Source organism: Micromonospora endolithica (assembly GCF_003626595.1).
Classification (GTDB): Bacteria; Actinomycetota; Actinomycetes; order Mycobacteriales; family Micromonosporaceae; genus Micromonospora; species Micromonospora endolithica.
In genome coordinates this window covers 1-24552 of the sequence record NZ_RBAK01000011.1, presented here as the reverse complement: position 1 = coordinate 24552, position 24552 = coordinate 1, and the positions used below count along the sequence as shown (strand labels likewise).

General features: G+C 73.5%; 26 protein-coding genes, 1 tRNA gene and 1 pseudogene. 4 read left to right on the top strand and 24 right to left on the bottom strand.

Going from position 1 to position 24552, the window contains the following annotated elements; translation table 11 throughout:
- Positions 1-16: 16 nt before the first annotated feature.
- From D7223_RS23920 to D7223_RS23855, 14 genes are all read right to left on the bottom strand, one after another.
- The gene (locus D7223_RS23920) at positions 17-1195 is read right to left on the bottom strand and encodes a globin domain-containing protein (protein WP_120730690.1); all 1179 of its coding nucleotides are present in this window, start codon (positions 1193-1195) and stop codon (positions 17-19) included.
- A 2-nt stretch (positions 1196-1197) separates the two neighbouring features.
- Entirely contained in the window at positions 1198-1596 is a 399-nt protein-coding gene (locus tag D7223_RS23915; RefSeq protein ID WP_120730689.1) for a group I truncated hemoglobin, read from the bottom strand.
- 481 nt (positions 1597-2077) lie between these two features.
- Positions 2078-2650: a MerR family transcriptional regulator gene (locus D7223_RS23910; protein WP_120730688.1), complete on the bottom strand. Its 573-nt coding sequence runs from the start codon at positions 2648-2650 to the stop codon at positions 2078-2080.
- 158 nt (positions 2651-2808) lie between these two features.
- Positions 2809-3273 carry a bifunctional nuclease family protein gene (locus tag D7223_RS23905; protein WP_120730687.1) on the bottom strand — a complete coding sequence of 155 codons (465 nt, stop codon included), beginning with the start codon at positions 3271-3273 and terminating at the stop codon, positions 2809-2811.
- 173 nt (positions 3274-3446) lie between these two features.
- Positions 3447-4151, bottom strand: a complete 705-nt coding sequence (ftsR, locus tag D7223_RS23900) for a transcriptional regulator FtsR (protein WP_186832389.1) — start codon at positions 4149-4151, stop codon at positions 3447-3449.
- A gap of 50 nt (positions 4152-4201) precedes the next feature.
- Positions 4202-4654 (bottom strand): oxoglutarate dehydrogenase inhibitor Odhl, encoded by a 453-nt coding sequence (gene odhI / locus D7223_RS23895; RefSeq protein WP_088962138.1) that lies wholly within the window; start codon positions 4652-4654, stop codon positions 4202-4204.
- Between the two features lie 216 nt (positions 4655-4870).
- Complete coding sequence (gene gcvH / locus D7223_RS23890; RefSeq protein WP_120730685.1) at positions 4871-5251, bottom strand: glycine cleavage system protein GcvH; 381 nt, start codon at positions 5249-5251, stop codon at positions 4871-4873.
- 60 nt (positions 5252-5311) lie between these two features.
- Complete coding sequence (locus tag D7223_RS23885) at positions 5312-6340, bottom strand: DUF881 domain-containing protein (RefSeq protein ID WP_120730684.1); 1029 nt, start codon at positions 6338-6340, stop codon at positions 5312-5314.
- Between the two features lie 10 nt (positions 6341-6350).
- Complete coding sequence (locus D7223_RS23880) at positions 6351-6683, bottom strand: small basic family protein (RefSeq protein WP_120730683.1); 333 nt, start codon at positions 6681-6683, stop codon at positions 6351-6353.
- Positions 6683-7618 (bottom strand): DUF881 domain-containing protein, encoded by a 936-nt coding sequence (locus D7223_RS23875; protein WP_120730682.1) that lies wholly within the window; start codon positions 7616-7618, stop codon positions 6683-6685. The genes D7223_RS23880 and D7223_RS23875 overlap by 1 nt, the downstream gene beginning before the upstream one ends.
- A complete protein-coding gene (clsA, locus tag D7223_RS23870; RefSeq protein WP_120730681.1) occupies positions 7615-8256 on the bottom strand; it encodes a cardiolipin synthase ClsA in 642 nt (213 codons plus the stop codon). Before clsA ends, D7223_RS23875 begins: the two co-directional genes overlap by 4 nt.
- A 341-nt stretch (positions 8257-8597) precedes the next feature.
- A complete protein-coding gene (locus tag D7223_RS23865; RefSeq protein ID WP_120730680.1) occupies positions 8598-9065 on the bottom strand; it encodes a MarR family winged helix-turn-helix transcriptional regulator in 468 nt (155 codons plus the stop codon).
- 56 nt (positions 9066-9121) lie between these two features.
- Positions 9122-10297 carry a PP2C family protein-serine/threonine phosphatase gene (locus D7223_RS23860; RefSeq protein WP_120730679.1) on the bottom strand — a complete coding sequence of 392 codons (1176 nt, stop codon included), beginning with the start codon at positions 10295-10297 and terminating at the stop codon, positions 9122-9124.
- Between the two features lie 107 nt (positions 10298-10404).
- Positions 10405-11151, bottom strand: coding sequence for an SAM-dependent methyltransferase (locus D7223_RS23855; RefSeq protein WP_120730678.1), 747 nt, complete (start codon positions 11149-11151; stop codon positions 10405-10407).
- 113 nt (positions 11152-11264) lie between these two features.
- Between D7223_RS23855 and D7223_RS23850 the strand changes: the two genes are divergently transcribed.
- From D7223_RS23850 to D7223_RS23840, 3 genes are all read left to right on the top strand, one after another.
- Entirely contained in the window at positions 11265-12146 is an 882-nt protein-coding gene (locus D7223_RS23850) for a universal stress protein (RefSeq protein WP_120730677.1), read from the top strand.
- A gap of 99 nt (positions 12147-12245) precedes the next feature.
- Entirely contained in the window at positions 12246-12458 is a 213-nt protein-coding gene (locus tag D7223_RS23845) for a phosphatidylethanolamine-binding protein (protein WP_120730676.1), read from the top strand.
- Entirely contained in the window at positions 12455-12913 is a 459-nt protein-coding gene (locus D7223_RS23840; RefSeq protein WP_120730675.1) for a hypothetical protein, read from the top strand. Before D7223_RS23845 ends, D7223_RS23840 begins: the two co-directional genes overlap by 4 nt.
- A gap of 59 nt (positions 12914-12972) precedes the next feature.
- Here D7223_RS23840 and D7223_RS23835 read toward each other — a convergent pair whose 3' ends face one another.
- Positions 12973-13173, bottom strand: a complete 201-nt coding sequence (locus tag D7223_RS23835; protein WP_120730674.1) for a hypothetical protein — start codon at positions 13171-13173, stop codon at positions 12973-12975.
- 125 nt (positions 13174-13298) lie between these two features.
- Here D7223_RS23835 and D7223_RS23830 point away from each other — a divergent pair, with 125 nt between their 5' ends.
- A complete protein-coding gene (locus D7223_RS23830) occupies positions 13299-13949 on the top strand; it encodes a hypothetical protein (protein ID WP_120730673.1) in 651 nt (216 codons plus the stop codon).
- Between the two features lie 4 nt (positions 13950-13953).
- Here the strand turns inward: D7223_RS23830 and D7223_RS23825 are convergent, their stop codons facing one another.
- From D7223_RS23825 to fdh, 9 genes and pseudogenes are all read right to left on the bottom strand, one after another.
- Positions 13954-14112 carry an amidophosphoribosyltransferase gene (locus D7223_RS23825; protein WP_120730834.1) on the bottom strand — a complete coding sequence of 53 codons (159 nt, stop codon included), beginning with the start codon at positions 14110-14112 and terminating at the stop codon, positions 13954-13956.
- 100 nt (positions 14113-14212) lie between these two features.
- Positions 14213-14410, bottom strand: coding sequence for a hypothetical protein (locus D7223_RS23820; RefSeq protein ID WP_120730672.1), 198 nt, complete (start codon positions 14408-14410; stop codon positions 14213-14215).
- A 57-nt stretch (positions 14411-14467) separates the two neighbouring features.
- Complete coding sequence (locus D7223_RS23815; RefSeq protein WP_120730671.1) at positions 14468-15181, bottom strand: hypothetical protein; 714 nt, start codon at positions 15179-15181, stop codon at positions 14468-14470.
- Positions 15178-16974 (bottom strand): selenocysteine-specific translation elongation factor, encoded by a 1797-nt coding sequence (gene selB, locus D7223_RS23810; RefSeq protein WP_120730670.1) that lies wholly within the window; start codon positions 16972-16974, stop codon positions 15178-15180. Before selB ends, D7223_RS23815 begins: the two co-directional genes overlap by 4 nt.
- Position 16975: 1 nt before the next feature.
- Entirely contained in the window at positions 16976-18271 is a 1296-nt protein-coding gene (selA, locus tag D7223_RS23805; RefSeq protein ID WP_120730669.1) for an L-seryl-tRNA(Sec) selenium transferase, read from the bottom strand.
- A 17-nt stretch (positions 18272-18288) separates the two neighbouring features.
- Positions 18289-18384: transfer RNA gene (locus D7223_RS32865), tRNA-Sec, on the bottom strand.
- Between the two features lie 46 nt (positions 18385-18430).
- The gene (gene nrfD / locus D7223_RS23800) at positions 18431-19438 is read right to left on the bottom strand and encodes an NrfD/PsrC family molybdoenzyme membrane anchor subunit (protein ID WP_238162184.1); all 1008 of its coding nucleotides are present in this window, start codon (positions 19436-19438) and stop codon (positions 18431-18433) included.
- Complete coding sequence (locus tag D7223_RS23795) at positions 19435-20523, bottom strand: 4Fe-4S dicluster domain-containing protein (protein ID WP_120730667.1); 1089 nt, start codon at positions 20521-20523, stop codon at positions 19435-19437. Before D7223_RS23795 ends, nrfD begins: the two co-directional genes overlap by 4 nt.
- A 90-nt stretch (positions 20524-20613) precedes the next feature.
- Positions 20614-23860 (bottom strand): annotated as a pseudogene (gene fdh, locus D7223_RS23790) (formate dehydrogenase); the annotation flags it as partial.
- Positions 23861-24552: the final 692 nt, after the last annotated feature.

The window sequence follows — 24552 nt, the reverse complement described above, 5'->3', positions numbered from 1 at the left end:
TGCCCTTCGTTGCCGCTCACCGGTTACCTCCGGGGTTGTTGTCCAGGGCGGCCTGCTGCACCGCCGTACGCCACGCCGGCCCGTACCAGTGCTTGCCCAGGCCCTCGAAATGCAGCTGACCGGCGTGGTAGCCGGCCCGGTTCAGCGCCGCCACCGCATGCGACACCATGTCGTCGGAACCGCACACGTACACGTGCCGCGACCGCCAGTCCCCGTCGACCAACGCCCGGTCCACCGCGTGCGTGAACTCCCCCGGCCGGTTCAGGTCCGCGCCCACCACCCGGGTCACCGTCAACCACGGGTACGACGACGCCAACTTGTCCACCGCCTCGTCGTCGTAGAACTCCCCACGCGACCGGGCACCCAGATACAGATCCACCGCCCGCCGGGAACCCTCCGCCGCGACCTGCTCCACCAGCGCCTTCACCGGCGCCCAGCCGGTGCCGGCGGCCAGCAGCAACAGATCCTCCGGTCCCGCCGAACGCAACGTCAGACGGTCACCCACCGGCGCCGACAGGTGCAGCTGGTCACCGACCGCGCTGCCGTACACCAGGCGCGACGACACCACGCCACCCGGCGCGGACCGCACGTGCAGCTCCAGCGTCCCGTCCGCACGCGGCGCGTTGGCCGGCGAGTAGTACCGCCACGACCGCACCGACGGGTGCGACACGCCCACCGACTGGCCCGGCGCGAACGGCAACAGGTACTGCGGCCGCAACGTCAGCACCGCCACGTCGAAACCGCGCCGCTCGTGCCCGACGATCTCCGCCACCCACCACGGTGGATTGACCGCCTCAGCGGCCGCCGCGCCCTCGGTCATCACCTGCGCCACCAGCCCGTACGCGGCGGCCCAGTCCTGCGCCAGCTCGTCGGTCCACTGCTCGGCCAGGAAATGCCGCAACGTGGCCAGCAACGCCTCACCCACCGCCGGGTAGTGCTCCGCCCGGACGGCGAACTTGCGGTGGTCGGCGCCGAGGTCCTGCAGGAACCCCACCAGCCGGTCCACCTGGTCCACGTTCGACACGATGTGCCCGAGCGCGGTGACCAGCCGGTCCCGCTGACCGGCCATGTTCGTGGGGAACATCTGCCGGGTCTCGGGATGGGCGAGGAACAGCGTCGAGTAGAAGTAGAGCGGCACCTGGTCGCCGTGCTCGGCGACCAGGGACCAGCTCTGCTTGAGCCGGGCGACGTCCACGCTCAGACGCCTGCCGGGTCCCCGCCGGACACCACCTGGTCCTGCACCTGCCCGAGCACCGCCTGCACGTCGGCGAGGATGTCCGCCGGCACGTCCAACTCGGTCAGCGTGGCGGTCAGGTGCCCACCCACCTTCACGTAGTGCTCCAGCGGGATGTTCAACGGCTGGTGCGCCTCGGCCAGAGACCGACCGGTGTACTCGTTCGGGCCGCCCAGCACCACCGTCAGCATCAGCACCATGTGCCGGCGCTGACCGGCCATGTCCACACTGGTGAAGTAGCCGGCCAGCTCCGGGTCGGCCAGGACCTTGTCGTAGAACAGGTCCACGGCCGCCTTGACCGACTTGGTGCCACCGATGCGCTCGAAGTGGGAGAGGGGGGCGGTTTCTTCGGTAACCGTCACGGTCGTTCCTTCCGGGGTGAAGGGGGCGCGCGGGGTCGGCGCGGGAGGGGTGTGCGGCCTGACGGCACACCGGGCAAACGCCGGCACCGAGGCGACCGCGTGTCGGACCATAGCGTGTCCGCCGCCGGCAGGCATGACCGCCCTATCGGCTTCCCGACAACGGTCCAACACGAAGAGTGATAACGTGGACGACCACTGTCGACCTTCGGCGACCCCAGGAACACCCTCGGTGATTGTCACCCCCACCCGGCCGAGCGCACCGTCCCCGATGGACACCTACCCCGGACGCGGGAATCCCATCGCTGGGCAGGCTGTGACCACCAGCGACGACACCACCACACCCCCACCACGACCGGCCACCCACCAGCCCACCCACCACACCCGGACACCACCACACCCACACCACGGCACCACACACCGTCATCCCCGACACACCAAAAAGCCGGGCGCGTCCGCGCCCGGCTGATGGACCAACCGACGATCAGCCCGCCCGACGCCGCGCCCGACGCGCCGCCAACTCGTCACCCACCGACTCCGCCACCGGCTCGACCGCCGGCGCCGCCGCCGGCTCCGACGGTAGATGCGACAACGAACCCTGAATCTCCTTGAACGCTCCACCGATGGCGATGCCGAACACCCCCTGGCCCCCCTGCAACAGGTCCACCACCTCCTCCGGCGACCGGCACTCGTACACCGTCGTGCCATCGGAGATCAACGTGATGCCGGCCAGATCCTCCACCCCACGCGACCGCAACGCCTCGATCGCCTTGCGGATGTTCTGCAACGACACCCCCGCGTCCAGAAGACGCTTCACGACCTTCAACACCACCAGGTCCCGGAACGAGTACAACCGCTGCGTCCCCGAACCCGAGGCGTCCCGCACACTCGGCACCACCAACGCCGTACGCGCCCAGTAGTCCAACTGCCGGTAGGAGATCCCCACCGCGTGGCAAGCCGTCACACCCCGGTAACCCACATCATCGGCACCGGTCGACGCACCCGGCGACACACCGGCACCGTCCCAGCCCACACCCGGATCTCGCGGCTCGTGCATCCGGACAACCTCCCCGCCCGTGCGGTGACACGTCGTTTCCGGGACGTGCACCCCTCGACACGGCAACACTATCGCCGCCCTCACTCGTTACCGCGGAGGAACAGACACGACACGCCGTGGAGCACGAGCGAAGATCACCCGACGAACCGGGCGACCACTCAGCCCGCGAAATCCTCCGGACGAACCTGATCCAGGAACTCCCGGAACTTCTCCACCTCGTCCTCCTGCTCATCGGGAATCACGATCCCCGCCTCACTGAGGACCTCCTCGGCACAACGAATCGGCGCACCGACCCGCAACGCCAACGCGATCGAATCACTCGGCCGCGCCGACACCCGCACCCCGTCACCGATCAACAGGTCCGCGTAGAACACGTTCTCCTTCAACTCGGTGATCTCCACCGCCCGCAACGGCGCCTTCAACGCCGCCAACACGTCCCGCAGCAGATCATGAGTCAACGGCCGGGCCGGCTTGACCCCCTGCTGCTCGTAGGCGATCGCCGTCGCCTCCACCGCCCCGATCCAGATCGGCAGATAGCGGTCGCCCTCGACCTCCCTGAGCAGGACGATCGGCTGGTTGCTGGGCAGCTCCACCCGAACTCCGACCACGCTCAGCTCGCGCACCGCCGCCTCCGTGTCGTCGTCAACCTACGCACCGCGCCCTTTCCCTGCACGGTACACGGACCGCGACACGGCCGTCCCATGCGCTACCTGCACCACGCCCGCGCCAGAAAGGGGTTACCCCGGCAAGCCTACGGCACGCTTCCCGGAGCAGATCTTTCCACTCGACACCGACCTCACCGGCCCAACGTCGACCGCAACCCCACCCGCACCAACGCCGCGTGCAACTGCTGCGACAACGCCACCAACTCCCGCGCCGTCTCCGCCGCCCGCGCCCGCGCAGCCGGATCACTCTGCCGCACCAACGGCGCCACCAACTGCGCGAACAGACCGACCTCCCGATCCGCCGCCGTCCGATAACCCCGCAGATGCCGCGGCTCCAACCCGTACGCCGCCAGACCCGCCACCGCCCGCGCGATGATCAACGCATCCGCGTCGTACCAACCCGGCGGATCCGCCACCACCACACCGAGCCGCTCCAACTCCCCCAACGTCGCCGAGTCCACACCACTACGCGCCACCAGATCAGCCCGGCCGAGCCGCACCTCCGACGACTCGGCCGACTCCTCCGCCGACCGCCCCGGCACCTCACCAGCGGGACCCACCGCCACCAACATCGGCCGCTGCCGACCCGCCGACGACTCCCCCGCCGCGTCCCAATCCGCCAACTGCTCACGGATCACCCGCAACGGCAGATACTGATCCCGCTGCGCGGACAGCACGAACCGCAACCGCGCCACGTCATCCCACGAGTACTTCCGATAACCCGCCGCCGTCCGCTGCGGCTCCACCAGACCCTCGGCCTCAAGGAACCGCAACTTCGAAATCGTCGTGTCCGGAAAATCCACCCGCAACTCGGCCAGCACCTCGCCGATACTCATCAGCGGACGCACCCGGGCCGAACCCGGCGGAGTGGACGCCGCAGGCTCGTTCACCCCCGGCCGGCCTCCTCCTCCGGGCGCGGACCGGCGATGAACACCACTCGGAACTTACCGATCTGAACCTCGTCACCATTGCTCAACGTGGCCGCCTCGACCCGCTCCCGGTTCACGTAGGTCCCGTTCAGGCTCCCCACGTCCCGCACCGTGAACGTCCCACCATCCCGATGGAACTCCGCGTGCCGCCGCGACACCGTCACGTCATCCAGGAAAATGTCACTGTCCGGGTGCCGGCCACTGGTCGTCACATCATGGTCCAACAGGAACCGGGCACCCGCGTTCGGGCCCCGGCGAACCACCAGCAACGCCATACCCGGCGGCAAAGAACCGGACATCCGGCTCGGCACCACATCGGTGTCCGGCCCCTCCAGCACTTCGTCCAGCGAACCGAGATTGAGCGTCGAAGTGACGTCGAGCGGGGGGAACTCGTCGCCTGGGCGCGTCATGGGACCACCTCACGGATCTTTTCGGTCGGCGTCGGGACAATGGCGGGTATGGCCGCCGGGCACACCACCCGGCGGCTGGCTCCCCGTGCCAGGGAAGGCAATTCCGCAACGCACAACACACATGGTTTTCTCGGTCGACTGGGCGAGCCTAGCCAGCGCCGAAATGCAGGGCAACCGGACGCGCGGGAACACCCCCCGCACCGGAAGCGGGACACGTCAGCTCTCGGTGAGCTCCCGGTACGCACCCGCGGACAACAACCCATCGACCGCCGTCGGGTCATCCGGCGTGATCTCCACCAACCAACCCGCACCGTACGGATCCGTGTTGATCACCTCGGGAGCGTCGCCGAGCGCCTCGTTGCGCGCCGACACCGTCCCAGCCAACGGGGCGTAGATCTCCGACACACTCTTGGTCGACTCGATCTCACCCAACGACTCACCAGCCGCCACCACCGCACCGACGTCCGGCAACTGCACGAACACGATGTCACCCAGGGCGTCCTGCGCGAAATGCGTGATGCCCACCCGGACAGTGCCACCGTCGCCACCGGTCACCCACTCGTGCTCGGCGGTGTACCGCAGATCCTCAGGAATCACCAGACGCGTCCTTCATCCATCGGTGCACCGGCGAAACCACACCGGTGCCGGCCGCGCCGGTCAGGAGACCGGACGGGCGTGTTCCAGCTTTATCGGCGCGTGCAGCGCCGAAACCTCGGCCACCTCACGATCCTCGACGATCACCGTACCGCCGACGCCCGCCACCGACGCGACCACCCCGCCCGGAATGTTGAGCGCCGTACGCATCGTCGCCGGATCACCGATCACCGTGATCGTGAACGGACCCGTCAGCCGACGCCCGTCCACCACCAACGACCGGTCCGCACCGTCCAGGAAGTAGGTCGACGCCACGATCCGCACCGACGCCCGATCCCCACCGGAGATCTGCATCGCCTCCGCGCCCGCGCCCCGCAACTCCTGCACCGCGTCCAGCACCTTCGACGCCGGCACCCCGTTCGCGCCCCCCTCGAACCGCACCGCCAAGCCCGGACCCGTCGCCGGCAACGTACCGGCCAGGATCCCCAACTCGTCCGCCCGCCGGGTCGCCTCCTCCAACGCCGCCTGACGACCCTGCTCACCCGACTGCAACTGCCGCTGACTGTCCTCCAGCGCCGAGATGTCCTGCCGCAGCCGAACCTCCCGCGAGTTCAGGTCGTACAGGATGCGGACCAGGTCCTCCTGCCGCGTCGCCACCGCCGTCGGATCCGTCGACGTCGTCTTCAACTGCACCACCAGCGTGAAACCCAACAACGCCAGCAGCACCGCGATCATCACCCCGGCCGAACTCAACCGGAACCGCCCCGCACCCGACCCGGCCGCCGCACCGTCGACCGGCTCATCCGACCCCACCGGCCCGTCCGGCGCACGCGACCCGTCCGCGTCCACCGGACCCGACCCCGGCGACAGCGCCGCGGACCCGCCGGCCATCCGACTCAGATCCACCGTCGCCCCGTCATCGCCCGACGGCGCCTCCGACGGCTCCGACCGCTCCGGCGCCAACGGACTCAACTCGTCCGGATCCGGCGCGTCCGGACGCGGATCCGGCTCACCCGCCGGCCCCGACGGACGCACCGGACCCGCCGGCTGCGGCCAGCCGGTACCCGTCTCGGTGTGCTCCTCGCTGCTCATCACCCTCAACCTACGCCCGGAACAGGTGCCGGCGGATCGCCGCCACGTTGCCGAAGATGCGCACCCCGAGCACCACCACCACACCCGTGGACAACTGACCACCCACGCCCAACTGGTCACCCAGATAAACGATCAGGCCGGCCACCAGCACGTTCGAGATGAACGACACCACGAACTGCTTGTCGTCGAAGATCCGGTCCAGCTTGGCCCGCACCCCACCGAACACCGCGTCCAACGCGGCCACCACCGCGATCGGCAGGTACGGCTGCAACGCCGCCGGAACCGTGGGGTCGAACCACAACCCCAACGCCACACCGGCGACCAGCGCCAACACCGCGATCATCAACCACCTCCGGAGGGGCTGGGCGACGTCCCCGAACGGGACGGCCCCGGACTGACCGAACGGCCCCCACCCGACGGCGACGGGCTCGGGCTGACCGAGGGCTCCGCGTAGCGTAGCCGCGGCTCCGGAGCGGCCGGCAGGGCGAGGTCCTCCGCGTCCCGCACACCGAACGACAACCCCGTCTCCTCGGCCACCTTCCGCATCGTCAACGCACTGCGACTGCCGTCGTACCGCTCCCGCATCTCCTCCGGCCCGATCGCCGACACCTCGTACGGCCCGGTCACCGGTCGGTAATCCACCAGGATCGCCTGCCCCGCCGACCGGATCGTCGACATCGCCGTCAACCGCTGGCCGTTGATCGCGATCGCCTCCGCGCCGGCGCTCCACAGGTCGTTCGCCACCACCTGCAGATCGCTGTACAGCACCCGGGACGGCCCCACATCCCCACCCTGCACCACGTCCTGGCCCTGCGGAGCATCGGCCAGCCGCACCACCACACCGTCCCCACGCACCCGACCAAGACCCGTACCGGCCTCCAGCGTGCGCAACCGCGCCGCCTCCGAGCCACCCAGCGCCGCGGCCCGCTGCCGGGCCACCTCCGCGCGCAGCCGCTCGGCCCGCTCGGACAGCCGGTCGGTCTCGGTCTCCCGCTGCTTGATCTGCGCCACCAACCCGGAGCGCACCTGGCTGCGCCCCGGCTCGTCCGCCATCGTCTGCCGGTAGGCCACCGCGAACAGGAAACCCAGCACGACCAGCACGACCAGACTCAGCGGCCGGCCCGACCACCGTCGCCACCCGCGCTCCGGCCGCTCCCGCCGACGGGCAGCCGCGTCGGCGTACCCCGGGTCCAGCGGGTTGCGGAACAGCTCGGTGAGGAAGTCCGGCGCGTACACCCGGTCACTCCGACCACGGCCCTCACCCGGCGTCTCCGTCATGCCGCCGCCCCCGCCCCGCGCACCGCGCGCACCAGCCGGGCAGCCTGCACCACGTACAGCGCGCCGGCCACCCAGTAGAGAACCAGCCCCCACCAGGCCAGGCCCCAGCCGATCGCGCCGGCCACCACGGCCGCCGCGGGAACCGCCGCCGCGAGCAGCAGCAGCGGGAAGGCCGCCAGCAGCAGGAACGTCGCGGTCTTGCCCACGTAGTGCACCGGCGGCGGCCCGTACCCGTACCGGCGCAGCACCGACAACGAGCCGAGTAGCAGCAACTCCCGGGCCAGCAGCGCCACGGTGAACTGCCACGGCACCACCTCCCGGGCGGTGAACGCGACCAGGGTGGCCAGGATGTAGAGCCGGTCGGCGAGCGGATCCAGCAACTCGCCCAACCGACTCACCTGACGCAGCCGGCGGGCGATCCAGCCGTCGACCCAGTCGGTGGTGCCCCCCACCGCGAGGACCACGATCGCGGCCACGTCGGCGCGGGCGACGAGCAGGAGATAGAGGAAGAGCGGCACGCCGAGCAGCCGGACGAAGCTGATCGCGTTCGGCAGGGTCAGCACCTGGTCACCGACCGGTGCGGAACCGGTCTCGCCACTGGCCTGCGGGCGCTCCTCCCGAGCCGGCCGACGAGACACCGAACCTCCTCCGCGACACGCTCCGGCGCCCGGCCGAGACGGGCGCGGCGGAGGGATGTGCGCACTGTCCTGCCGGCTGGCGCCGGCTCCCCCTGCGGCCCCGGGACGGGACCCTCCCCGGACCCGGCCCGCGATCGAGTCGATCACCGGCGGGACGAGTTGCGCTGCCACTATATCGGGCTTCCGTCGGTGACCTGGGTGCTCGTGCGCCGGTGCGGTGGGCTCCGGTGTTGGTGCTCACCACCGGTAGGGCATCCTAGGACGCTAGGGCAGACGGGTGAGACGGGTGATAGGAGTGACCGGGATCGGCGGGGCCGGGCTCAGGCAGTGCGGGGCCGGGCTCAGGCGGTACGGGCCGGGGACGCCGGCTGTGCCTCGGCGCCGTCGCTGGCGGCCCGCCCGAACGACACCAGCGCGTGCAGCAGCTCCTGTTGCACGCGACCGGGCATCCGGTCCAGCACCGCCCGCAACGCCGCGTGCCGCCGTTCCCGCACGTCGCGCAGCAGGGCGTCGGCGGCGGCGGTGGGCACCAGCCGCACCTCCCGCCGGTCCCGGGGATCCGCCACCCGGCGCAGCAGCCCGATCGCCTCCAGGCGGTCACAGAGCCGGCTCGCCGAGGACGGTACGACATCCAGCAGCTCGGCCAACCGGTTGACGTTCGTCTCCGGTCGGCCGCTGAGCAGGGACAGCACCCGCAACTGGGTCGGTGACACGGCGAGCTGGTGCCGGGAGACCGCGGAGTCCAGCACGCCGATGAGTGCCTCGGCGGCCGCGTCGATCGCCGCCGGCAGATTCGCAGCTCGCTCCACCCGGTGTCCCCTGCGCTTGTCCCGCTCGTCATCAGCCGCCGGCCCGAACGCGGGGATCACCCGTCGTCGCGTCCGCCGGGACCACGCCAGTCCAGACAGACCACGACCGCGTCGTCGCGCAGATCGGTGTCCACATGGTAGGCGTGCAGTTCGCGCATCACCGTACCAACCGCCTCGCCGGCCGGCTGCAACCGCGTCGCGCGCATCGCCCGCGCCATCGCCCGCTCGCCGTAACTGCCGCGGCCGTCCGGGTCGGCCGCCCACACCCCGTCGCTGACCACGAACAGCCGGTCGCCCGGGGCCAGGTCGAACTCCTGCACGTCGTAGCGGGTCTCGGCGAACATGCCCAGCGGCAGCTGCTGCTCCAGCTCGATCGGTGCCAGCGTGCCGCCGCGCACCCGCACCAGCCGTGGCGAGCCCGCGTCCACGGCCCGCACCCGGCCGGTACGGGTGTCCACCTCCAGCAGCAGCGTGGCCACGAAACGCTCGCCCCGGTGCTGGTAGAAAATCGTGTCCGAGGCCAGCTCGGCCTGCTCCTCCAGGCTGCCTCCGGACCGGCGGGCGTTGCGCAGCGCGTTGACCGTGACGGCGGTCAGCAGCGCCGCGGACAGGCCCATGCCGGCTCCGTTGAGGACGGTCACGGTGAGCCGGTCGGCGTCGACCGACCAGTCGAAATGGTCGCCGCCGACGGTGTACGCCGGTTCGAGCTGACCGGCCAGCTCGAAGGCGCCGAGCGTGACACCGCGCCCGGGCAGCAGTTCCCACTGCATCTCGGCGGCCATACTGAGCCGATCCCGGCGGCGGGCCCGCCGGTAGCGGTCGGTCTCCCGGTCGGCGGCACGCAGCGCCATCGCCAGATCCCCGGCGACGTCGGCGGCCTGGCCCATGATCACGTCGTCCGGCTCGTCGGCAAGCTCGACCAGCAGCACGCCGAGCCGCTCCCCCCACACCGACAGCGGCAGGAACAGTCGCCAGCGCCCCGCCACGCTCTCCCGCACCGGTAGCTGGCTGGAGAAACAGCGCTGGGCCACCCCGCGGCAGGCCAGCAGGACGTCGTCGGGCAGGCCGCCGTCGCGCACCGGCCACAGGCCGGTGATCCGGTAGTCGGCGAGGAACACCTCCGTGCGCAGGGCGCCCAGCACGGACCGGATCGCCCGGTCGGCGGCCTCCGCCACCTGGTCCGGCGGCGCCGCGCGCAGCGCGCGGGACACCTGACCGGTTGCGTCCACCATGTTCCCCCCCGACAACACTTGCTGTACGGCAAGCATCATACGGAGGCCCGGTCCGGGCGCCGCAGGCGTACCCCATCAGGAACACCGACCGCGACCGGGCCGGCGGCTCAGTCGTCGGCGCGCACGGCGAGCCCGCCGTGGAAGGCGTCCGGCACCTCGGCCGGCGGGCCGTCCGGCCGCCAGGTGGCGACCGGGACGATGCCGTCGGCCGTCGGTGTCCAGCGCCCCAGCAGCGGCCGGAACGCCGTCGGCGACCGCATCCGGAACGCCGGCCCCATCATCGCCAGTGCCGCCGGCCAACCGGCCAGTTCCTCGGTGTCGAAGTCGATCGCGAGCAGGCTGCCCGGCGCGGTGGCCTGGTACAACTCGTCCAGCGTACGGGCCAGGGTCGGGTCGTCGAGGAACGCCGCCAGGCCGAGGAACACCACCCCGACCGGACTCCTCCCCCAGCCCGGCACGAACCGGTGCAGTTGCGCGGGATCGATCGTGCCGAGGTCGGTGGCGTCACCGAAGCCGTAGCCGGCGCGGTCGCTGCCGGCCAGGATCTGCTGCCCGAGCCGGATCGTCACCGGGTCCACGTCGGTGTAGAGGACCCTCGCCTCCGGAGCCGCCTCGTGCACGTTGCCCATCGTGGGTACCCCGCCGCCGAAGACGAGGAAGCTCTCCACACCCTGCGCGGCGATCGCCCGTACCGCCCGGCCGAGGAAGGCCCGCAGGTCCCGGAACACCGGCGCGCACGGCCCGTACGCCCCCTCGAACGCGTGTGCCGCCGCCACGTCGACCGGGAAGTGGTGCTCCCCGCCCAACCAGAAGTCGATCATCCGTGCGGTGCTCGGCGCGGCCGGATCATCCATCGACAACGCTCCCTCCGCGTGGCTCCGGGCCAGCGTACCGACCCGGCGTCCTGCGCGGTATCGCCCCGCCGCACGTCCGGCGGCGGCGATACTGGGCGGCGGGAGGTGGGCCGGTGAACTCGGCGGACGGCGCGGCGGTGGTGGTCGGCGTGGACGGCTCGGAGCAGGCGCTGCGGGCCGTCCGCCTGGCCGCCGTCGAAGCCGCCCACCGTAACCGGCCGTTGCGGATCGTGCACGGCTTCATCTGGCCCCTGCTGCGCGTGCCGGTGGAACCCCCGCCGGACGGCCCGCCCGGCGGCGGACTGCGCCACCAGGCCGAACAGGTGGTCACCGCGGCGGTCGCCGAGGCCGAGGCCACCGTTGCGGGCATCCGGGTCACCGGCGAGATCATCGACGGCGAGGCCGCGGCGGTGCTGCTCGGCGAGACGCCGACCGCCGCGCTGATCGTCCTCGGCGATCGTGGCCTCGGTGGCTTCTCCGCCCTGGTGGTCGGCTCGGTCGCGGTGCAGGTCGCCGCGCACGCCGACTGTCCGGTGCTGGTCGCCCGCGGCGCCGACCGCGCCGGTGCGCCGGTGGTGGTCGGGGTGGACGGCTCCGAGCTGTCCCGGCTGGCCGCCGAGTTCGCCATCGAGGAGGCGTCGCTGCGCGGCGTGGAACTGGTCGCGCTGCACGCCTACCGGCATCCCGGCTCCGGCGGGCCCGGCGACATGCAACCCCTGGTGTACGACGAGACGCAGCTGCGCGACGAGGAGGACCGGCTGGTGGCCGAGTCGCTGGCCGGACTGTCCGAGCGGTGGCCGGACGTTCCGGTGCACCGGCGCACGGTGCGCGGCCGGCCGGCCGGGGCGCTCGCCGACGTCTCCCGGGACGCCCAGCTGGTGGTGGTCGGCGGGCAGGGGCGGGGCGAGTTGACCGGGTTGCTGCTGGGGTCGGTGAGCCAGTCGGTGCTGCACCACGCCGACTGCCCGGTGGCGGTGGTCCGCGCCCCGAGCTGACACCCGCGCGCGCCCGTGACCCGCCGGAGCGGGTTGACCGGCCCCGGCACGGGTAGACGAGGCCCGGTACGTCAACGGTGAGCGACCGAGGAGGCAGTGATGCCAGGACCACGGCCGGGCAGCAACGCGTACGACAAGCAGCGGGCCCGCATCCGCAACGCCATCGACGGCTCGGGACGGCGGGTTCCGGACGGCAAGGCCGACGACGTGGCCAACCGGATCCTCCAGGAGGACCGGGGCCAGCGGGGCGTGGTACGTGGTGAGCGGACGTACGGCCCGAAGGGCGAACGCGAACCCGGCGACCCGAAGTGAACGCCGGCCGGCTGACCGACGGGGTGATCGCCGGCGCGGTCGGCAGCACCGCCCTGAACATCGTCGGCTACCTCGACATGGTGGCCCGGGCCCGCCCGGCCAGCAGCGCCCCGGACGAGACCGTCGGCCGGATGGCCCGGCTGGCACACGTGGACCTGGGGCCCGCCGACCGGGCGGCCACCCGCCGCTCGGGCCTCGGCCCGCTGCTCGGCTACGGCCTGGGCATCGGCGCTGGGATCGGCTTCGCGGCGCTGACCCGGGGCCGCCCGATGCCGCTGGCGATGGCCGGCGCGGTGCTCGGCGGCGGCGTGATGACGATGACCGACGCGTCGATGACGGTGCTGGGGGTGACCGACCCGCGCACCTGGCGGAGGGTCGACTGGCTGGCCGACCTGGTGCCGCACCTGGCGTACGGGTTGGCCGCCGCGGCCACCTGGAACCGGTTGCGCCGGTGACCGACGGGGCGGGCGCGGCCCGGGGTCGACCCCGGGCCGCGCCCGCCCACCGTGTCGGGTCAGCCCCGGCTTTCGTCCTCGGCGACCGGCTCCCCGGCCGGACCGTACGGGGACACCTGCCCCCGGGGCACCGGACGGCCGTCGTCGCCGTGCGAGCTGCCGCGGTTGAGCGGGTGGCCGGTCGGCTTCGGACCCTTGCTGTCCTGGCTGGTGGCACCCTTGGCGTTGCGCCGGAACTCCTGCTGCTGCGGGTTCGTCACGGCTGTCTCCTCCTCCGGTGACCGGCGGCTGCGCGCCGCCTCCGGTGCCGCGTACCCGTCGCCGCCGGGCGCATGCGGGTCGGGCGGGCAGGGCTAGCCGGGCCCGGGGTGGGTACACCCGGACCGTGGGCAACGATCGGGCGACCGCGCGGGTGCTGCTGGAGCGGCGGGGACGGACCTACGCCGAGGAGGCGGGGATCCGGCTCGCCGACCGGCCGGGACCGCTGTACCAGCTGCTCGTGCTCACCACCCTGCTGAGCACCCGGATCCGGGCGTGCGTCGCGGTGGCCGCGGCCCGGGAACTGTTCGCGGCCGGTTACCGCACGCCACAGGCGATGGAGGCGGCCAGCTGGCAGGACCGGGTGGACGCCCTCGGCCGCGGCAACTACCGCCGCTACGACGAGCGGACCGCGACGATGCTCGGCACCGGGGCCCGGCTGTGCCTGGACCGCTGGCACGGTGACCTGCGCCGGCTGCACCGGGAGGCCGGTGGCGAGCCGACCCGGCTGCGCCGCCCGCTGACCGAGTTCCCCGGCATCGGCCCGACCGGCGCGGACATCTTCCTGCGCGAGGCGCAGTCGGTCTGGCCGGACGTACGCCCATTCGCCGACAAGCGGGCGCTGGCCGGCGCGAAACGCCTCGGGTTGCCCGGCTCGCCGGACCGGCTGGCCGGGTTGGTGGACGGCGCGGAGTTCGGCCGGCTGGCCTCCGCCCTGGTGCGGGTGGCGCTGGGCGAGGAGTCCGCCGGCGAGGTCACCCGCGCCGCCAGCGCCTGAGGAGTCAGTTGGTGGACTTGTCCCCCGGCTTGGTCAGGTACCAGACCAGCAGGGCCGCCAGCAGGGCGAGCACCACGAGTCCACCGGTCACGCCGCCGGGTTCGTCCGGGCTGCGGCCGGTGGTACCGAAGTAGATCACCGCGAGCCCGGCCAGCACGGTCAGGAAGGTACGTACGCCTCGGTCCCTCACGTACCGCACGGTAGGGGCCACCGGGCGCCGGCCGGGGCGGTTCTGAGGTGCTGTCCCCCGTCCGGGTGCACCTTCAGTCGGTCTCCAGGTCGTCCAGCGAGATCTGGTGGCTCATCAGCCACCGGGCCAGCGCGGACATCCCGAACAACCACAGCGGCGCCGACTCGGTGGTGCCGTTGGTGGCGAAGATCGCGAACCGCAGATCCGGTGCCCGGTACGCCTCGATCCGCCACCGGTGCTGCCGGTCCCGCCAGACCGCCGAAGGGTCCATGCCCGCCACGCTAGGCGACGACCCGGGTCACCGGGGCGGGTTGCACGGTGCCGCCGGCTAGACCGGCACGACCCACCCGCCCAGCACCGCCCGCAGCGCGAGCAGCAGCAGGGACACCACGATCGAGACGCCGACCAGGCAGCCGAGACCGAACCACCCGGTGTACCGGTCGTGCGCCGGCTTCTGCCGCCGCCGCCACCACTCGCGGTCGACCCAGGCGAGCATGCCCAGGCCGTACGGCAGCAGCCCCAGCCACCACCAGAACCAGCGGGTGCCGGCGGCCGGCTTCGGCCCACCGACCAACAGGGCGAGCCAGACCACCGCGAGAACGCTGCCCAGCCCCCCGACGACGGCCGTGAGCCGGTGGGTGAGCCCCTGCCTGGTCGACCAGGGGTCGGCGTCGGCCAGCCGGGCCGAGTACGGGTCGGCGTCCGGCAGCGGCCCGACGACCGGGTCGATGGTGGTCCAGCGGGTCTGCCCGTTCGACGCCGTCCACGCGATCACGTCGCCGCGCGGATAAGGTCGTGGTTCGGGTTGCCGGCGGGCCCAGAGGAACTCGTCGTCGCTCCACCCCTCGGCGCGCTGCCAGGTCACCACCCGATCGGCGGCCAGGTCCCGTTCCAGGTCGGCGGTGTCGACCTCGCGGGGCGTGACCCACCAGGACAGCACCGCCCACACCAGCCACACCACCGGCAGCCCGAAGCGGACCGCGATCTCCAGCACGGCCCGGCCCCGGGACAACAGCGACGGCGGTGAGGCATCGAGGGTCATGGGCCCAGCCTGGCAGAGCCGCGCACCGTCGGTCGCCCCTGGCCCACCACCTCGCGGGCGTCGTCGGGCAACCGGCGGGTGGCGCCGCGCCGGTCCAGCAGTTCCAGCAGGGGCACCGCCACCCGCCGGGTGGTGCCGAGGGCCTGCCGGGCGGCGCTGAGCGTGAACGGTTGCGGCAGCGCGGCGAGGACGCGGACCGCGTCGTCGACCGCCCCGGGCAGCAGGACCACGTTGTCGGCCAGCCGCAGCAACGCCCCCGCCCGTACCGCCGCGCCGATCTCCCGGGGACCGAGCCCCAGGTCCGCCAGGTGCGCGGCCTCCGGGGCCCGGAAGGGCTGGTCGGCGTACGCGGCGCGGATCCGGGCGACCGCGCGGGCCACCGGTTCGGGCAGCGCGTCGCCCGCGGTCGCGGTGACCCGGCCGGCGTGCAGGCGCAGCGGTGGCCGGACCAGCGCCTCGACCAGCGCCCGGTCGGGCAGGTCGAGGTGCCGGCGCAACGCCTCGGTCGGCACACCGTGCTCCAGCGGGTGCGCGCGGGCGTACCGGGTCACCTCACGGGTCAGCCGCACGCCCAGGTCACGCCAGTGCCCGGGGTCGGTGTACCAGTCGCCGGCCACCGGCACGCCGCTGACCGGCACGCCCATCCGGGCCAGGTCGGCCGCCCGGGCCAGCCCCCGCCGGCGCAACTCACCGGAGAGGTCGGGCCGGCCGTCCAGGGTGGCCAGCACCGCCGCCCGGGCCGCCGCGGCGCCCCGGCGGGTCAGCGGCGGCGGGGCCACGTCCAGCACGGTCGCCGCACCGGCGACGTGGTGCCGCCCGGGGTCGCGCAGCAGCACCCGGTCACCGGTCAGCAGCGGCAGCGGCCGGGCCAGCCGCAGCCGGGCGGTGTCCGCGCCGAGCGGTCGCACCCGCACCGGCACGGCCGCCGAGCCGACGTGCAGCATCAGGGTGGCCGGCAGGTCGCCGACCGGATCGCCGTGCACCCGGACGTCCAGCAGGTCGCCGCGGCCGAACCGGCCGGGGCTGAGCAGCGCGTCACCGCGCCCGAGCGCGTCCCGGGGGACGCCGCGCAGGTTCACCGCCACCCGGGCCACCGCCGCGACCGCGTCGTGCGGGCGACCGAGCGCGTGCAGGCCACGGACCCGCACGGTCTGCCCGGTGCCGCTGACCTCCAGTTCGTCGTCGACCCGCAGCCGGCCGACGCCGAGGGTGCCGGTCACCACGGTGCCACTGCCCCGCACCGTGAAGCCGCGGTCCACCCACAGCCGCACCGGCGCGTCGACCGGCGGGGCGGGCAGCCGCGCGGCGAGCCGGTCCAGCGCCTCCCGCAGCCCGGGCAGGCCGGCCCCGGTCACCGCGCTCACCGCGACGGCGTCGACCGCGCCGAGCGTGGTGGCCGCCAGCCGCTCCCGGCCGGCCGCCAGCGCCGCGCCGGGATCGGCCAGGTCCGCGCGGGTCACCACCAGCAGCCCGTACGCGACGCCGAGCGCGTCCAGCGCCGCCAGGTGCTCGGTGGACTGCGGCATCCACCCCTCGTCGGCGGCGACCACCACGAGCGCGGCGGGCACCGGCCCGACACCGGCGAGCATGTTCGGCACGAACCGCTCGTGCCCCGGCACGTCAACGAACGCGACGGTGCCGCCCGACGGCAGGCGCGTCCAGGCGAACCCGAGGTCGATGGTCATGCCCCGGCGGCGTTCCTCGGCCCACCGGTCCGGTTCCATCCCGGTGAGGGCGCGGACCAGCGTCGACTTGCCGTGGTCCACGTGCCCGGCGGTGGCCACCACCAGCACGTCAGCCGTCCCCGGGCACCCGGAGCACCGCCGCCCGCAGAGTGGCGTCGGCGTCGGCCGGCACGCACCGCAGGTCCAGCAGCAGCCGGCCGCGCGCCACCCGGCCGAGCACCGGCGGGTCGCCGGTGCGCAGCGGCTCGGCGTACCGCTCGGGCAGGCTCAACGCCCACGAGTCCAGGTCCACCCCGGGCGCGCCACCGCCACCGACGACGGCCACCGCGGGCACCACCTCGGCCTTGCACCCGTCGGCGGCGAGCGCGTCGCGCAGCCGTCCGGTGCGTTCCCGCAGCAGCCCGGCGTCGGCGTGCAGAGCCGCCCGGGTGGGCGTGGCCGGGTCGGCCAGGGTGGCGGCCAACGCGGCGAGGGTCAGCTTGTCCACCCGCAGCGCCCGGGCCAGGGGATGCCGGTGCAGGCGCCGCACCAGGTCGGCGGCGCCGAGCAGCAGCCCGGCCTGCGGGCCGCCGAGCAGCTTGTCGCCGCTGGCGGTGACCAGGGCCGCCCCGGCCCGCAGGGTGGACGCGGCGTCCGGCTCGTCGGGCAGCAGCGGGTCGGCGACCAGCAGCCCGGAACCGATGTCCGCCACCACCGGCACGCCGAGGGTGGCCAGGGCCGCCACCGGAACCGCCGCGGTGAAGCCGGTGATCCGGAAGTTCGACGGGTGGACCTTCAGCACGAAACCGGTGCCCGGCCCGACGGCGGCGGCGTAGTCGTCCAGGGTGGTGCGGTTGGTGGTGCCCACCTCGCGCAGCCGGGCCCCGGTGCTCTCCAGCAGGTCCGGCAGGCGGAACCCGTCGCCGATCTCCACCAGCTCGCCGCGGCTGACCACGATCTCCCGGCCGGTGGCCAGGGCGGTGGCGGCCAGCACCAGCGCGGCGGCGCCGTTGTTGACCACGTGCACCGCGCCCGCGTCGGGCACCGCGGCGGCGAGCGCGTCGAGGGCGTCCCGGCCGCGCCGGGCCCGGCGGCCGGTCCGCAGGTCGAGTTCCACGTCGGTGTGGCCGGCGGCGGCCACCACGGCGGCGACGGCCGCCGGCGAGAGCGGCGCCCGACCCAGGTTGGTGTGCAGGACCACCCCGGTCGCGTTGAGCACCACCCGGGGCGCCGGCGCGGGCAGGGCGGCCAGCGCGACGTCGCGTACGTCCTCCGGGGTGATCTCACCGCGTCGCGCGCGGTCCTGGGCGGCCCGGACGGCGGCCCGCACCCGGTCCCGGCCGAGGGTGGCCGCGGCGGCGGCGAGCCGTGGCTCGGCCAGCAGCCCGTCGGTGCGCGGCACCCGCCGCCGTGGGTCGCCTGTCACGTGTCCCCCACCATCGTTGGCGGAGACGGACGGGAATCGAACCCGCCTGGCCCGGGTCCCGGACCACACCGGTGTTGAAGACCGGGAGGGGCACCAGCCGCCTGAACGCCTCCGCCCGACATTGGATCACAACGCCGGGGCGCCCGCCCACGGAGCCGGTCAGGCCGCGGCGCGACGCTCCGCCAGCCGCTGCCGTTGCGGGACCACCGTGTACTTCGGATCCCTCGCCGAGGCGACCCCCCCGTGGAAGATGCCGAACCGGGTGGCCACCGACGCCGCCAGCAACGCCGCCCCGGACAGCGCCGACACCGCGCGGCTGCGCCGGCCGAGCAGCCCACCGACCACCCCGGCGGCGGTCAGCAGCCGGCCGGCGCGCAGCAGCCGACCGGCCGTGCCGACCCGGTAGGGCTCGCTGAGCAGCCCCAGCCGGGTCTCCACCCGGTGTGACCCGACGAGTTCCAGCGCCGCGCCGGCCACCGCCATCCGCCGCGCCGGGCCCGCCTGCGCGCACGGCGCGGCGATCAGACCCACACCGGCGCCGCCGGCCAGCGCGCTGCCCGCGAAGATGACCGGCAGTTCCGGGTACGCCTCGTGCCACGACGGGACGGCGGTGCTGGCCAGCAGCACCCCGGTGTACGTGGCCAGGGCCGGCGCGGTGGCCGCGGCGGCCAGCCCGGCGGCCCGCCCCACCGGCGGCAGCACTCGCCGGACGAGGCCGAACGGTCCCCGCTCGGGCAGCCACACCGCCGCCTCGGCGACCGCCGCCACCCCGGCCGCCGGCCCGTACGCCGACAGGATCCACGTGCCGACCGACATCGGCGAGGTCGGCTTGGCGACCCGCAGCATGTGGTGGAAGCGTTCCGGGCGGCCCAGGTCCCGGATCAGGAAGGCCGCGCTGGCGCTCACCGCGGCCAGCGCGGTGGCCCGGCCCGCGCGGCGCAGCGCCGGACGGCCGGTGAGCTGCCCGCCCGCCGCCAGCAGCGACGAGCCGGCGGCCAGCCCGCCGGTGAACAGGTAGGCGGCGATGTCCCACTTCCACACCGGTGGCTTGAGGATCGGCCGCCCGTAGTAGGAGGTGAACTCGGCCTCCGGCACGGCCAGGTCCTCGCCCCCGCGCCGGCCACGGCCGCGCCGACCCGGGGCCGGCCCGCCGCCCGCGCCGGTCACGAGGAACCTCCCGCGAACGCGGCGACGGTCGCCGCCGCCATGGCCAGGGCGGCGAGCCCGGCCCGCCGCCACATCCTCGGCAGGTCCCGGGTGGTCACCACCGGGTCGGGCGGCAGGCCGTACACCTCCGGCTCGTCGAGCAGCAGGAAGAACGCGCCGTCACCACCGACGCCGTCGTTCGGGTCGTGGCCGTAGAGACGAGCCTCGGGCACTCCCCGCTCGTGCAGGGTCGCCACCCGCGCCGCCGCCCGCTCCCGCAGCTCGTCGACGACGCCGTACTGGATGGACTCGGTCGGGCACGCCTGCGCGCAGGCCGGTGTCATGCCCGCGCCGAGCCGGTCGTAGCACAGCGTGCACTTCCACGCCCGGCCGTCGCCCTTCCGCTGGTCGATCACCCCGTACGGGCAGGCGGATACGCAGTAGCCGCAGCCGTTGCAGATGTCCTCCTGCACCACCACGGTGCCGAACTCGGTGCGGAACAACGACCCGGTCGGGCAGACGTCCAGGCACGCCGCGTGCGTGCAGTGCTTGCACACGTCGGACATCATCAGCCAGCGGAAGTCGGCGCGGCCCTCGGCGCCGGTGCCCCGGCCCGGCGGCGCGGCGCCGGGCATGCCGAGGAACTCCGGCGCCCGGTCGTCGGTGCCCGGCCCCGTGTCCTCGCCGGTGCGGGCGGCGCCCATCCGGGCGGCGGGCTCCGGCGCGCCCGGCAGCAGCCCGGGTGCGGTACCGGTCGGGCCCGCGGTGCCCGCGGCCACCGCCGCCGACGCCGCGCTCACCGACCCGCCGGTCGGGGTGCCGGCGAACGGCGGCGTGCGGTGCCCGGCCGGGCGGGGCTGCTCGACGAACGCCACGTGCCGCCACGAGTTCGCGGTCAACGCGCCGGTGTTGTCGTACGACATGCCGAGCAGGTCGAAGCCCGAATCCGGGACGCCGTTCCACTCCTTGCAGGCCACCTCGCACGCCTTGCAGCCGATGCAGACGCTGGCGTCGGTGAAGAAGCCCATCCGGGGCGGCGCGGCGGACCAGCCGGCCTCCGGCGCCGGGTCCAACGGCCCGTACAGGCTGTTCGGGTCAGGAAGCATCGCGGCCCTCCCGGTCGCCGTGGTCCGTGCCGGTGCCGTCGGCCCTGGTGGGGTCGGACCCGGTGGGGTCCGCGGCGCGGGTGGGGGGCGGCGCGCCCGGGGTGACCGCCGGCCCCGGCCGGCCCGCGACGATGCCGGCCCGCCGCTGGTAGTCGGCCACCAGGTCGAGCAGGGCCGGCCCGGTCGGGCGGCGGCCGGGCCGCACGTCACAGGTGCCGATCTTGCTCTCCTGGATGAGCACGTTCGGATCCAGGGTGATGCCGAACAGGTCGTTGGCCGAGTCGCCGGTGACCAACCCCTGGAAACCGAAGTGGTACGGCAGCCACACCTGGTGGATCACCCGCCCGTCCACCCGCAGCGGGGTGAGCCGGTCGGTGACCAGCACCCGCGCCTCGATGACGGCCCGGCCGCTGACCAGGTGCGCCCACCCCAACTGCGCCAGGCCGACCTCGGCCGCCAACTCCGGGGACACCTCCACGAACATCTCCGGCTGCAACTCCGCCAGCGGACGCACCGTGCGGCTCATCCCGCCGGCCGTGTGGTGCTCGGTGAGCCGGCTGACCGTGAACACGTACGGGAAGACCTGGCTGTGCTCCTGCGGCGGGCTCGGGTTCACCGAGTTCACCGGGTGGGCGTACACCTTGCGGGTCGGGTTGGCCTGCTGCCGGTACAGCGGGTTGCGCACCGGCGACTCGGCCGGCTCGTAGTGCGTCGGCAGCGGACCGTCCAGGACGCCGCTGGGCGCGTACAGCCAGCCCTTCCCGTCGCCCTGCATCACGAACGGGTCGTCCCCGGCGATCCCCTCCGGGCCGGCGGCGCCCTCCGGCGGCCGGTACGTCGGCGGTTTCGTCTTCTCGAAGTCCGGCACGTCGTACCCGGTCCACTCCGCCTTCTCCGGATCCCACCACACGTAGCGCTTGCGCTCGCTCCACGGGCGGCCCTCCGGGTCGGCCGAGGCCCGGTTGTAGAGCGTCCGGCGGTTCGCCGGCCAGGCCCAACCCCACTCGGCGGCCACCCAGTCCTGCTCGTGCCGGGACTTGCGCCGGGCCGCCTGGTTGACGCCGTCGGCGTACACCCCGGCGTAGATCCAGCAACCGACCGCGGTCGACCCGTCGTCGCGCGCCTCGGCGAACGTCGACAACGGGCGGCCGGTCGCCACCTCGTACCCGTTGATCTCCCGCAGCACCGCCTCGGCGCGCGGCTCCGCGTGCGGACCGTGTGTGGGGTAGTCCCAGGCCAGGTCGCGCAGCGCCCGGTCCCGGGGGTGCGCCGAGTCGGCCAGCTTCTCCCGCAGCCGGCGGCCCAGGTGATAGAAGAACCACAGCTCGGAGCGGGCGTCGCCCGGCGGGTCGACGGCCTTCTCCCGCCACTGCAGCAGCCGCTGGGTCTGGGTGAAGGTGCCCTCCTTCTCCACGTGCGACGCCGCCGGCAGGAAGAACACCTCGGTCCGGCACTCGGTGGGCACGATCTCGCCGGTGGCCACCTCGGGGCCGTTCCGCCAGAACGTGGCCGACTCGATCATGAACAGGTCGCGGACCACCAACCAGTCGAGGTTCGCCATGCCCAGCCGCTGCGCCCGGCCGTGCGCCGAGCCGACCGCCGGGTTCTGCCCGAGCAGGAAGTAGCCCTTCACCTTGCCGTCGATCATGTTCAACACCTGCTGGTAGGTGCCGTGGTCGCCGGTCATCCGGGGCAGGTAGCCGTAGCAGAAGTCGTTCTCCGGCGTCGCCGCGTCACCCCAGTACGCCTTCAGCAGGCTCGCCGCGTACGCCCGGGCGTTGCCCCAGAACCCCTTCTGGCCGGGATGGCGGATGCTGTCCACCCACTCGTCGAACGTCGGGTGGTCGGCGTGGTGCGGCATCGGGAGGTAGCCGGGAAGCAGGTTGAACAAGGTGGGGATGTCCGTCGAACCCTGGATGCTGGCGTGTCCGCGCAGCGCCAGCACGCCGCCGCCGGGCCGGCCCACGTTGCCCAGCAGCAACTGGATGATCGCCCCGGTGCGGATGTACTGCACTCCGACGCTGTGCTGCGTCCAGCCCACCGAGTAGATCAGGCAGCCGGTCCGCTCCCGGCCGGAGTTCTCCGTCCAGGCCCGGGCCAGTTCCAGGAACTTCTCCCGGTCGATGCCGCAGACCCGCTCCACCATCTCGGGCGTGTAGCGGGCGAAGTGCCGCTTCAGGATCTGGTAGACGCAGCGCGGATGCCGCAACGTCTCGTCCCGCCGCACCTGCCCGGCCACCTGCGCGCCGTGCGACTCGTGCCGCATGCCGGCCGCGCTGTCCCGCTCGTCGGCGGTGTGCCCGCTGCCCGAGTCGTCCTCGTGGCCCTCGTACTGCCAGCTGTCCTGCACGTAGCTGTTGGTCTCCGGGTCGAACCCGGAGAAGAAACCGTCGCCGTCCTCGGTGTCGGCGAAACGCTCGCTGACGATCGTCGCCGCGTTCGTGTACGCCAGCACGTACTCCCGGAAGTCCAGCTCGTGGGTCAGGATGTGGTTCACCACCCCACCCAGCAACGCGATGTCGGTGCCCGCGCGGATCGGCAGGTACGTGTCGGCGACCGCGCTGGTTCGGGTGAACCGCGGGTCGACGTGGAACACCTTGGCGCCGCGCCGTTTGGCCTCCATCACCCACTGGAAGCCCACCGGGTGGGCCTCGGCCATGTTGGAGCCCTGGATGACGATGACGTCAGCGTTGGCGACGTCCTGCTGGAAATCCGTCGCGCCACCGCGACCGAAGCTGGCCCCCAGACCGGGGACGGTGGCGGAGTGTCAAATACGTGCCTGGTTCTCGATCTGGAGGGCCCCCATCGCGGTGAACAGCTTCTTGATGAGGTAGTTCTCCTCGTTGTCCAGCGTCGCCCCGCCCAGGCTGGAGATGCCCAGGGTCCGGTTCAGCGGCCGGCCCTCGCTGTCGGAGTCCTCCCAGGTCTGCGCCCGCGCGGCGATGATCCGGTCGGCGATCATGTCCACCGCGACGTCGAGGTCCAGGTCCTCCCACTCCGTCGCGTACGGCCGGCGGTAGCGCACCGTCGTCTGTCGCAACGGACTGGTCACCAGGCTCTTGCTGGCCGAGCCCTTCGGGCAGAGCCGCCCCCGGGAGATCGGGCTGTCCGGGTCGCCCTCGATCTGGGTGACCGTGTTGTCGGCGTGGAAGACCCGCTGCCCACACCCCACCGCGCAGTACGGACACACCGACCGGGCCACGCCGTCGGCGGTCTCCGTGCGCGCGGTCAGCTCCGCCGAGCGGGCCGACTGCGCGGCGGCACCCCGGCCCAACGGGTCGCTGCCGGTGAGCTGCCGATAGACCGGCCACCCCTCGATGAAGGTCCGCAGACCCATCGCGACACCTCCCCCGGCCCTCGGAGCCCGACCCCTCGAACATAGGTGAGCGGACCGCCGTACGCGAGCCGAACCGAGCGGCGCCGCCCCCGTCCCGGCGGTACGGACAGTGCCGCCCCCGGCCCGGAAGGGGCGCGGGGGCGGCACCGAGAGTGTCGGTGTGCAGGTCGCCTCTCGGCGAGTGGCGCGACGCGGCTCCAGCCGAACGGTATTCCGCGAAGGCTATTTAGGTGAGGCCCGGGGACACTGATCACACCGACACCCGACTCAACACGTTACCCCTCCCCCGCCTTCCCCACCCCACCGTGACCCCCACCACCCGCGCCCCGCCGCTGCACCCGCCCGGCTTCGCGATCTTGCACTTGGTGTCGTCGTCCTGCCCTCTTTTGTGCCTTCCGCGCCGACCGAAACCGCACGATCGCCGCCCCGGGCGGGGGCGGCAACGTGAATCGTGGACAGTTTCTGTTCCGGCGGGACGGTAACTGTCCAAGACCTGCACGCACAGACGCCGCTGGCCGGCACCCGGATCTTCGGGTGCCGGCCAGCGGCCTTTCGTTCCCCCTTGGAGGAAGGCTGTCAGTTGTTCCAGTGCTGGGCGACGAGGTCGGCGGCCTGCTGCTCCCACTGGGCGTAGTGATCCGGGTAGGCCGACACCTGCACGGTCTGCGCGGCCTCGGTCAGCGGCATGTCCT